The organism is Kitasatospora sp. NPDC054795 (assembly GCF_053611565.1).
On sequence record NZ_JBSHAP010000117.1, the window covers coordinates 18,623 to 29,064 of the forward strand.

General features: G+C 73.7%; 3 protein-coding genes. All 3 read left to right on the forward strand.

Annotated features, from left to right (window positions below):
• Positions 1–283: 283 nt before the first annotated feature.
• The 3 genes from mobF (at position 284) to ACWGJO_RS32285 (ending at position 10,106) form a co-directional block, all read left to right on the forward strand.
• Entirely contained in the window at positions 284–5,329 is a 5,046-nt protein-coding gene (gene mobF, locus ACWGJO_RS32275; RefSeq protein ID WP_452189194.1) for a MobF family relaxase, read from the forward strand.
• A gap of 379 nt (positions 5,330–5,708) precedes the next feature.
• On the forward strand, positions 5,709–6,608 hold the full coding sequence (locus tag ACWGJO_RS32280) for a bifunctional helix-turn-helix transcriptional regulator/GNAT family N-acetyltransferase (protein ID WP_452189196.1): 900 nt from the start codon (positions 5,709–5,711) through the stop codon (positions 6,606–6,608).
• Positions 6,609–7,244: 636 nt separating this feature from the next.
• Positions 7,245–10,106 (forward strand): hypothetical protein, encoded by a 2,862-nt coding sequence (locus ACWGJO_RS32285; protein ID WP_452189198.1) that lies wholly within the window; start codon positions 7,245–7,247, stop codon positions 10,104–10,106.
• The last annotated feature ends 336 nt before the right edge of the window (positions 10,107–10,442 follow it).

Sequence of the window (10,442 nt, forward strand, 5' to 3'; positions counted from 1 at the left end):
TACGCGATCCGGAAACGCTCGACGACGAGCGGATCGAAGGCGACGAGGAGAGGACCAAGAGAGGACCAGGAGGGGAGAGAAGCGAGCAAGGAGGAGCAGCGGACACGGATGAGAAGGCGAAGCAGGAGCGGAACGGACAGCTAGCGTGATCAGGAACAGCACACCTCTTGCTATCCGCCGTTGATCCCGAAGGAGTGCGCCAGGTGCCCTGCTCCGTCGGCCGCCGGACCGGCCGGTACGTCGTCGGCGCCCCGACGGGTCACGGCGGGCCCGGGGCCGGCCGGTGATCACCCTCCACCCGATCAGTGCGGGCAGCGGCATCGACTACCTGCTCTCCACCGTCGCCGGCGACGATGTGAGGACCGGTTCGCGCTCGCTGACGGCCCACTGGGAGGGCGGCGGTGACACCCCCGGCGTGTGGCTGGGGGCGCAGGCGGCCGAGCTCGGCATCGCCGGGCGGCGGGTCACCCGGGAGGCCGCCGACGCCCTGTTCAAGGACGCCCTCAGCCCGGTCGACGGCAGCCCGCTCGGCCGGCGCTGGAGCCGTTACCCGAGCGCCGACGAGCTGTACGAGCGGTACGCCGCCGCCGAGCCGCGGGCCACCGAGGAGCGGCTGCTCCGGCTGCGGGCGAAGGCCGAGAAGGAGGGCAACCGGACCGCCCGGTGCGGGTGGGAGATGGTGTTCTCCCCGGTGAAGAGCTTCAGTGTGCTGTGGGGGTGCGCCGACGACACCGAGCGGGCCCGGCTGGAGGCCGTCGAGGAGCGCGCCTTCCGGCGGGTCTTCGAACGTGTCGAGCGCGAGGCCTGCATCACCCGGATCGGCCCGACGGCCGCCTCCCAGGTGCAGGTCCGCGCCCAGGGCTTCATCGCCTGCGTGTTCGTCCACCGCAGCAGCCGGGCGGCCGATCCGGCCTATCACCGGCACCTCGCGATCAGCAGCAAGGTGCGGTCGGCGGACGGCCGCTGGCTGGCCCTGGACGCGCGCCATCTGCACCGGATCGCGGTCTCCCTTTCGGAGGCCTACACCGCCGAGCTGGAACGCGGGATGCACGCCGAGTTCGGCATCCGCGCCGGGGTGCGCCAGGACAGCATCCGGCCCGCGAAACGGCCGGTGCGCGAGTTCCTCGGGGTGCCGCTGAGCGCGGTGCGCGGGTTCTCCCGGCGCCGCGAGGCCACCGAGCGGGCCCTGGCCCGGATGATCGCCGAGTTCGCGGTCCGGGAGGGTCGAGCACCGGAGCGCGCCGAGCAGTACAAGCTGGCCCAGGCCGCCACCCTCCAGTCCCGTCCGGCGAAGACCGCGACCACCGTCGACGGGGAGCGCCGGCAGTGGCGCCGCCGGGCCAAGGCCTACGGCATCGGACGCCCCGACAAACTGCTGAGGGCCGCTGCCCGTACCTGCGCCGCCCACCCCGCGCCGGACCCCGACCCGATGGTCGTCCCGAAGGCGATCGACGCGGTTCTCGCCGAGCTGGAGAGCCATCGCGCCACCTGGACCCGGGCCAACGTCGAGGCCGAGGCGTGCCGCCGGCTCACCGCCCTCGGCGCCCACCTCGACGACGACTACCACCGGGTCCTCGCCCGCGTCGTCGACGGCGTCCTCAGCCCCGTCCGGTGCGAGCTGCTGACCCCGCCCGACGCGGTGCCCCTGCCCGCCCGGTACACCCGCTGCGACGACCGTCCGTCACTGTTCGCCGAGGTCGGCTCCCGGGTGTGGACCTCCCACGGCATCCGGGCCGCCGAGCGGTCCCTCGTCGAGGCGTCCACGACCCCCGCGCCGGTGCGCCGCCTGACGGCCGAGCAAGTCGACCGGGTCCTCGCGGCCGGCGAGAGCGAGCGGGGCTTCGCGCCCTCCGACGAGCAGCGCGACGCGGTCCGCCGGATCTTCGGCGCGGACACCCGGGCCACGTGGGTGGTCGGCCCCGCCGGCACCGGCAAGACCACGATCATGCGCCTGGTGAGGGAGGTCGCGCACGCCCATCGGATCCCCGTCATCGGGCTGGCCGGCGGCCAGGTCCAGGCCGACCTGCTCGCCGCCGAGGCGGGCATCCGGGCGGAGAACATCGCCAGGTGGCGGACCATGTCCGAGCGCTACGGGCGGGGCCTGCGCCACTGGACGCTCCAGCCCGGCACGATCGTCATCGTCGACGAGTCCGGCCAGGCCTCCACCCCCGATCTCGCCGCGCTGCTCGGCCAGGTCCGGCAGGCCGGCGGGCGGCTGCTGCCGATCGGCGACCCGCGCCAGCTCGGCTCGCCCGGAGCGGGCGGCGCGCTCGCCGACATCGAGGAGAGCGTCCCCGACGCCGTCGTCCGCCTCACCGAGGTCCGCCGTTTCCGCGACCCGGGCGGCACGGTCCGCCGGTGGGAGGTCGACGCGGCCCACCGGCTGTCCGTCGGCGACGCCGGCGCCGCCTTCGACGCGTACGAGCTGCGCGGGCGCATCCACTGCGGCCCGGCCGCCGCCGTCATGCGCCGGCTCTTCGAGGACTGGCGGCGCGACGTCGACGACGGCCTGAGCTCCGTCATGATCGCCGCCACCGACGCCGCCGTCGCCGAGCTGTCCCGCCTCGCCCGCGAGGACCGCATCGCCCGTGGCCTGGTGGACGACCGGCGCACGGCCGACCTCGGCGCCCGCGGGCGCGCCGGCGTCGGCGACCTCGTGGTCACCCGGGTGAACGACCGCCGCCTCGCCACCGCCGACCGGCGCCAGTGGGTCCGCAACGGAGACGTCTGGACCGTCGGGGCCGTCGGCGCCGACGGCTCCCTGACCGTGCGCCACCAGCGGACCCGGCGCACCGTCACCTTGCCCCCGGCCTACGTCGCCGACGCCGTCGACCTCGGCTACGCGATCACCTCCGCGCGCTGCCAGGGCGTCACCGTCGACGTCGGCCGCGCCCTGCTCGACACCGGCTGGAACCGCAACGGCGTCTACCCGGCCCTCACCCGGGGCCGCTACGGCAACCACGCCTACCTCGCCACCCAGACACCCCCCGACGGGGACAGCGGCGAACCCGGGCACCCGCGCACCGCCCGCGAGATCTGGCACGCGATCGTCGAGCGCGACGGCACCCGGCTCTCCGCGGGCGCCACCGCCCGCCGCCAGGAGGAGCAGGCCCAGTGCCTCGCGACCACCACCGGCCGCCTCGTCCACGTCCTCGACGAACTCAACGCCGAGGCCGCGCAGCGGGCGATCGCCGCACTGCTCGGCGGCCACGCCGCCTCCCGCCTGGCCGCCGCCGAGGCCTGGCCCGCCCTGCGCGCCCGGTGCGCGCGGCTGGCCGACGACGGCTACGACACCGACCGGCTCCTGCGCGCCGCCTGGGCGGACGGGCGGGGCAACGAGACCGACCACCGCACCGGCCGGCCACTGCGCGACCTGGCCGCCATCGTGGTCGCCCGCCTCGACGCCCTGGCCGAACACCACGGCGAGCGCCTGCGCCTGCCCGACGGCGCCCCTCGGCCCGAGACCGCCCCCACCTACTGGGCACCGCCCTGCGCCCGGCCCGGCGCCGCGCTCCTGGAGGCGATGGGCCTGGTGCTGCCCGATGCCGATCCCACCGACCCGCGCGTCACCCTCGCCCACGACCTCGCCGCGCACGCCACCGTCCGGGCGGCCCGCCTGGCCGCCCGCGCCCGCGCGAACGCCCACACCGGCACCGGCTGGGCGGCCGCCCACGGGCCCGAACCCGCCGACGCCGGCCGGGCCCGACTGTGGGTCGACCGGATCGCGGCGGCCGCCGCCTGGCGCGACCTGGCCGGCTTCCACGCCACCCGGCCCACCGGTGACGCCCCTGCCGCCTGGCGCACCGAGCAGCGCGGCCTGTGGCGTGCCGCCCAACTCCTTCCCGACGAGCAGCGGCACGCCGCCGAACTCGCCGCCACCGGCCCCACCTGGCTCGACGTGCTCGGCCCCGCACCCGCCCCGGACCACCCGCACCGCGCGCTCTGGGACCGGGCGGCGGCGGCCGTCGCCGCCTACCGCGACCTGTGGGACCACGGACACGAGACGCAGGCCCTCGGGGAGCGCCCCGATGAGCCGATCCAGGCCGCCGACCACGACCTCGCCCAGCAGGCGGTCACCGCCTGGCGCGACCGTCCGGCCCCGACCGTCACCGACGAGGAGCACCGACGGCAGGTGGCCGCACGCGCACGGGCCGCCCGCGTCGAAGCGGCCGAGGCCGCCGACGCGCTGGCCGCCGTCCACGCGGCCCGGCGCCTGGCCGCCCGCGCCCGGCAGCAGGCCGACGACGACCGGGTCCGCGCCGACGCCGCCCGCCGGACGGCCGCCACCGACGACCAGCGCGCCCGTGCGTGCGCCCTGCAGACCCGGGCGGACGCGCACGCCGCCCTGGCCGTCCGGGCCGCTGAGGCGCTCGCCGCCGCCGAACGGCGGCTGGCCCGCACCGCGCCGAACGGCCTGCGGGCCAGGGCCGACGCCGAGCGCGGCCGGGCCGCCGAACGGCTTGCTGTCGGGCAGCCGGCCGAACGTCCCGACCGGCGGCGCCCCGTCCCGACCGCCGTTCCCGCCTGGCGGGAACGCCCGTTCGGCGGCTGGTCGGACGCCGAACTCGACGCGGCCCTGCGGACCGCCCTCGACCGCGCCGCGTGCCAGGCCGAGGCCGCGGCCGACGCCGAGGACCGTGCCGCCCGCGCCGAGGCCCGGATGCTCGCCGGCGGCCGCATCGACCGACAGGTCCAGGCGCTCGTCGACCGCGTCACCGGCCACGCCCGATTGCTCGCGGCGGACGCCGCACTCGCCGACCTGACCCGGCGCCGGGCCCGCCTGGCCGACGAACTCGCCGCCGGCCCGTCCGGCCGTCCCGCGTTCCCCGGCGGGGAGCGCGAAGCCCTCGTCGAGCTGCGGCGCACCCGGCAGGCGGAGTTCGAGGCGCTGCTCCAGGCCGAGCACCACCACCGCAGAGTCCGCGCCCAGGCGCTCGCCGACATCGGCGACCCCGCCGGCGTCGACGCCGCACTGGAACTGTGGGCACGCATCGGCGGCGGCGCCGACGCCTACCGCCACCACCTGCGCCGGATCGCTGACCAGGACGCCGGGCACCACCACCGCGCCGCCCGGGAGTACCGCGACCGGGCCGGCCGCCTTCGCCTGCGGATCGATGCCCTGCGGGACGAACAGCGGGCGCGTACGGCGATGTCGGCCGACCGGCGCGCACACGAGGCGGCCGAACGCCTGCCCGCCGTCCGGCGGCGCCGGGCCGAGACGCGGAAGACCGTCATGCTCCGGCAGGCCGGGCTGGGCGGGCCGCAGACGGTGCACCGGTGCCGCGAACGCCTGCCCCTCGACGGTGTCCCGCCCGCCCATCGGAGGTAGTGGCCTTGCAGGGGGCGTCTCCACGCGAATGTTGTGGAACCCGCGTCGGACCCGGGCGGGCGTGAGCCTGTTTCGGCGGCGCGGGCTTTTCCCACGGGCGACGCAGATCCTCGGTGAGGGGCCGGGCGAGGCGGAGCCGGGGCGAGGAGGACCGACATGGGGCCTCGGGAGGACGAGGCGCGCCTGCATCACCAGGCCGGCGTTCTCGCCGCGTTCGTCGACGAGCTGGAGCCGGGCTGGCCCTGCCCCTGGTGTGGCGAGACCACGGTGCACTTCTGGGGCAATCCGCCCGGGCGGGACTGGTGCATGATCTGTGATTGGGCTCGGTGAAGGCTGAATCCTCTGGCCCCGCACATGGTTCTCTGACTAGAGTCAGAGAATGGACAGGGTGCAGATCGACCAGGTGCGGCAGTTCAACCGCACCGTCACCGAACGTGTGGGCGTGCTCCACGACCACTACCTGGGCCGCGACCGGCCCGTCGGTGAAGCCCGGCTGCTCTGGGAGATCGGTGAGGAGGGCCTGGACGTGCGGCAACTGCGCGAGCACCTCGCGCTCGACTCCGGGTACGTCAGCCGGCTGCTGCGCTCCCTGGAAGCCGACGGCCTGGTGACGGTGGAGCCGCAGTCCCGGGACAGGCGGGTGCGCACCATCCGGCTCACCGATGCGGGCCGCGCTGAGCGCGCGGTGATCGATGGCCGCAGCGACGAGCTGGCCGGCTCTCTCCTGGAGCCGCTCAACACGGCCCAGCGCGCCCGGCTGACCGCCGCCATGGCCGAGGTCGAACGGTTGCTGACCGCCGCGACGGTCACGCTGGACGCGGTTGACCCAGACCACCCCGACGCCCAGCACTGCCTGCGGTCCTACTTCGCCGAGATTCGGGCACGCTTTGAGTCCGGCTTCGACCCCGCGCGGAGCCTGCTGCCCGACGCAGGCGAACTCCGGCCGCCGCGCGGCCTGTTCCTGGTTGCCCGGCTGCACGGAGAGCCCGTCGGCTGCGCCGGCCTGAAGCTGCCCCCCGGCGCCCCGGCCGAGATCAAACGCATGTGGGTCGCGCCCCGCACCCGGGGCCTCGGTCTCGGCCGCAGGTTCCTGACCGAGCTGGAGACTCAAGCCGCCCGGCAAGGCTGCGAGGTACTCCGCCTGGACACCAACAAGGCGCTCACCGCGGCGATTGGTCTCTACCACTCCAGCGGCTTCCAGGAGGTCGCTGCCTTCAACGACGAGCCGTATGCCCACCACTGGTTCGAGAAGCGGATCAGCACGCCACCGTTCGGATGAGGGCCCAGGTGGACCGGCGGCTTGTCAGGCGGCTCCGGCCGGGCAATCGGTCCATGACCGGATCGCCGAGCCGGGCGCGAAGTTCGTCGGTACCACCCGTACCGCGGCCGCCCTTGCCGGCCACCTCGGAAAACGGCGGGACCCGACTCTGTGGAGGATGGCCGCTCCATGGCCCCCGGCACGTCCGGAACGCGTGAACCGGACGGCAGTCGCGCGTTGGTGAAACGCATACTGCACGTAAGCGCGGTCGACCAGGATGCGCCCGCGCGACCGCATCGGTGCTTCGCCCTTTTCAGTCCGTCGCCGGTGCACGGGACATCGACCCATTTACGGGTCGCGGTGTCCGTATCCGTGAGGCCGGCTCCTCGAAGCGGGTAGTACCGGGCCTTCGCGCCCGCCACTTCCGAAAGGGCCCGTAGCGCAACCCGCGCCGTGGCGTCATCACGCGGAACCCCGTCACGGACCCGAGGTCGGACGGAGTGTGAACCCATGAGCCGAGGCCGCCGTTCCCAGGGTGACGACCCTCGTCCCCATTCCTGAGGAAGATTCATGCCCGTTCGTGTCATAGGCCGCGCCCTCGCGCGGTCGGCGCCCTCGCGTCAGCCCGCCGGCTTCCGGCGAATATGCGTGCTCCTGGTGACTTCCCTGCTGAGCACGATGATCGCCGTCATCGGAGGTGCCACGGTCGCCCACGCCGCAGCCCAGGACTACCGTGTGGCTACCTGGAACCTGGCGCGGGGCACCGGGAACTGGGTCCGCGTCGCCGCCCTGGCGCGCGAGCACAACATCGTCGCACTGCAGGAGGTGCCGGCGGCCCCTCCGGGCGGCTCCACCCGACTCGCGAACGTCGGTTCCGCGCTCGACATCGAGCACTACACCTTCGGAACCACGAACGGTGTGCGCCACCTGTTCATCCGGCGCACGATCGACCTGGCAGTGGGCATCGTCACGGACTTCGTGCCGAACCAGGTCGATGCGATCACAGGAACGGCGGATCGTGACGGAATCGCCGTCGTCAATTATGCCGACAGCCTGATCGCGGCGTCGTTCCACGCCTCGAACGACGGCGAGGGCACCAACTTTCCCAATAATAACGGCATGCCCAACAACGCCGAGCTGAACGTCCGCCTGACGAACGACGTGGCGCAGACGCTCGGACTCCAGCACGTCATGGTGCTGGCCGATTTCAACCGGATCCCCGGGGACATCGTCCAAGCCCAGCTCCCCGCCGGCTTCCGCACCTACAGCCAGGTCGCGACGCCGGGCAACCCCATTCGCGGCACTCAGCTGAATGGCCGGGAGATCGACTACATGATCTCCAACGTCCAGGTTCCCGACAACCGGTGGAACGCCCAGCGCGGGGAGAACTACGGCAGCGACCACTGGGCGGTGTCCTTCGGACGGATGATGGCGGCCGCGCAGCCGCAGACTCTCGCGGTCCACGACGACACGATCACCAACGCCGTGGTGGCGTTGGAACAGCACAGCGCGAGCGACCCGAACGGGTCGACGGTGACGCAGTCGCCCTGGCGCCACAGTCTCGACCAGGTGTGGCAGACCCTGCGCCCGGTGAACCTCCAGGGCCAGACCTACTACCAGATGCAAGGCATGAACGACCGGCGATGCCTGGACACCGGGGGCCCGATCATGCCGGGCATGGTCATACTGGTGCTGAAGGACTGCCAGCCATACCCTGACGACACCCAGATCTGGACGTACAACGCGAGCCTGGGCCGCCTACAGAACGGCCTCGGCATGTTCGTCACGCCTACCGGTCCCGATGCGTACCCGCGCCCGATGATGGCGAAGTCCCCGTCCCCGAGCAGTGTGCTCTTCCCGGACCCGCCGACCAACACCCATCTGCCGACGGTCGACATGACCACCTGGTCGTCCGGTGGGATGACCATCGCCAGCATGCAGCTGTGGTCGCTGCTGGACGGGGCTACCCACCTGCGGATCGCCGAGCGCTTCACCGAGGCGCCCGACCCGTTCTTCCCACCGCACTACTTCATCGGTGAGCAGGTGGACGTCGGCTACCCGGACGACGGAGCCATGTGGGCACCCCTGCAGGGCCACCCCGGATACTTCCTCCTCGAGGACGGACACGGGGACTGCATGGCCGTCAACCCGCACACCGACGAGCTGGTTCCCAGTGCGCCGTGCAGGGCGGACGACCCGCAGCAGAACTTCGAGCTCCTGACCACGGAATTCGGCCATTTCATGATCAACGAGACGGGGCGCAGGTTCGTCGGCGGCTACCACGCCGCCGCCCTGCACGCCCTGCCCGACATGACCGGCGCCATGAGTGTCCAGCGCCACTTCTACGGGGCCCAGCCGCAGACCCGCCCGGTGCCGACCGCCGCCGTCGACTCCGGCTACTCGTTCCTGTCGCAGACCTTCGACCGCTACGGTTCGCCGTCGGCGCTGCGCGTCCCGCAAAGCTACACCGGCGGGCACTTCTCCCCGGGCGACGAGTTCGGGCCCAACGGCTACCAGGCCTCCTTCACCTACGACAACGCCCTGGTCATCACCGCCTACCTGCGGCGCGGCTCCGGTGACGACATCCCCCGCGCCATCGCCCTCGGCGACAGCCTGCTGTACGCCCAGGCTCACGACATCACCCCCGACGGCAGACTGCGCGCGTCCTATGAACCGGACCCGTTCGTCACCGCCACCGGCGCGCCCTACGTCGGCGGGTTCTCCGTCTACACCGGCAACATGTCCTGGGCGGGCATGGCACTCACCCGCCTGTACGACCGGACGGGGGAACGGCGCTTCCTCGACGGGGCCCTCAGGATCGCGAACTGGATCCAGAGCAACGCCGCCGACACCCGTGGTGCCGGAGGCTACACCGGCGGCTTGCGCAACGCGGACGGCACCGGTGCCGAGATGATCCCGATCACCTGGAAGGCCACCGAGCACAACATCGACACCGGCGCCTTCTTCGCCATGCTCGCCAAGGCCAGTGGCGACCAGGCGTGGAAGCAGCGCTCCGCCAACGCCTTCGCCTTCGTCGCCACCATGCAGGCCGACGACGGCCGGCTGTGGACCGGCACCGGGCTCGACGGGGTCACCCAGAACCGCGACACCGTCCCGGAGGACATCCAGACCTGGAGCTTCCTGGCAACCGGCGACACCCGCTACTCCCGCTCCGTCGACTGGGCCGCCGAGAACCTCAAGGCCACCGACGGCCCGTTCAGCGGCGTCAGCTTCGGCCGGACGGACACCTCCAAGGTCTGGTTCGAGGGGACCGCCCACCTACTGGCCGCCTACAACGCCCGCGGCGCCGTGGGCGACGACGTCAAGGCCGGCGCCCTGCTCGACACCCTGCTGCTGGCACAGCAGAGCGCCCCCAACACCGACGGCCACGGCCTGGTCGCCGCGTCCCGCGACGGGCTCACCACCGGCGAGGGCGACACCTACTACGCCTCCCTCCACACCGGTGCCACCGCCTGGTACCTCATCGCCGCCCAGGGAGGCAACCCCTTCGTCCTGTGACCCGGGACGTCCCGGCGGGGAAGCCCCGCCGGGACACCGCCGAGCCGTTCCGCGGACGCGGGTGGCGGGGCGCAGCGGCCGGGGCCGTCAGCGATCCGGGCGACGCGGGAGAGGACGGGCCCCGGTGTCATCCTCTCCCGCCACCAGCCCAAGGGCCGGTGGATCAAGCACCTGTTCACCCAGCTCAACTCCGTGGAGTCCACCCTCGACGTGATCGCCGACTACACCGACGCCTGACCGAACCGGGGTGGGGGGCCCCCCCCCCGGGGCGCCGCCCCCCCCCCCGCGCAGGGGGTTGCGAGAAGCCCCCCCCCCCCCCCGGACCCCCCCCCCCCC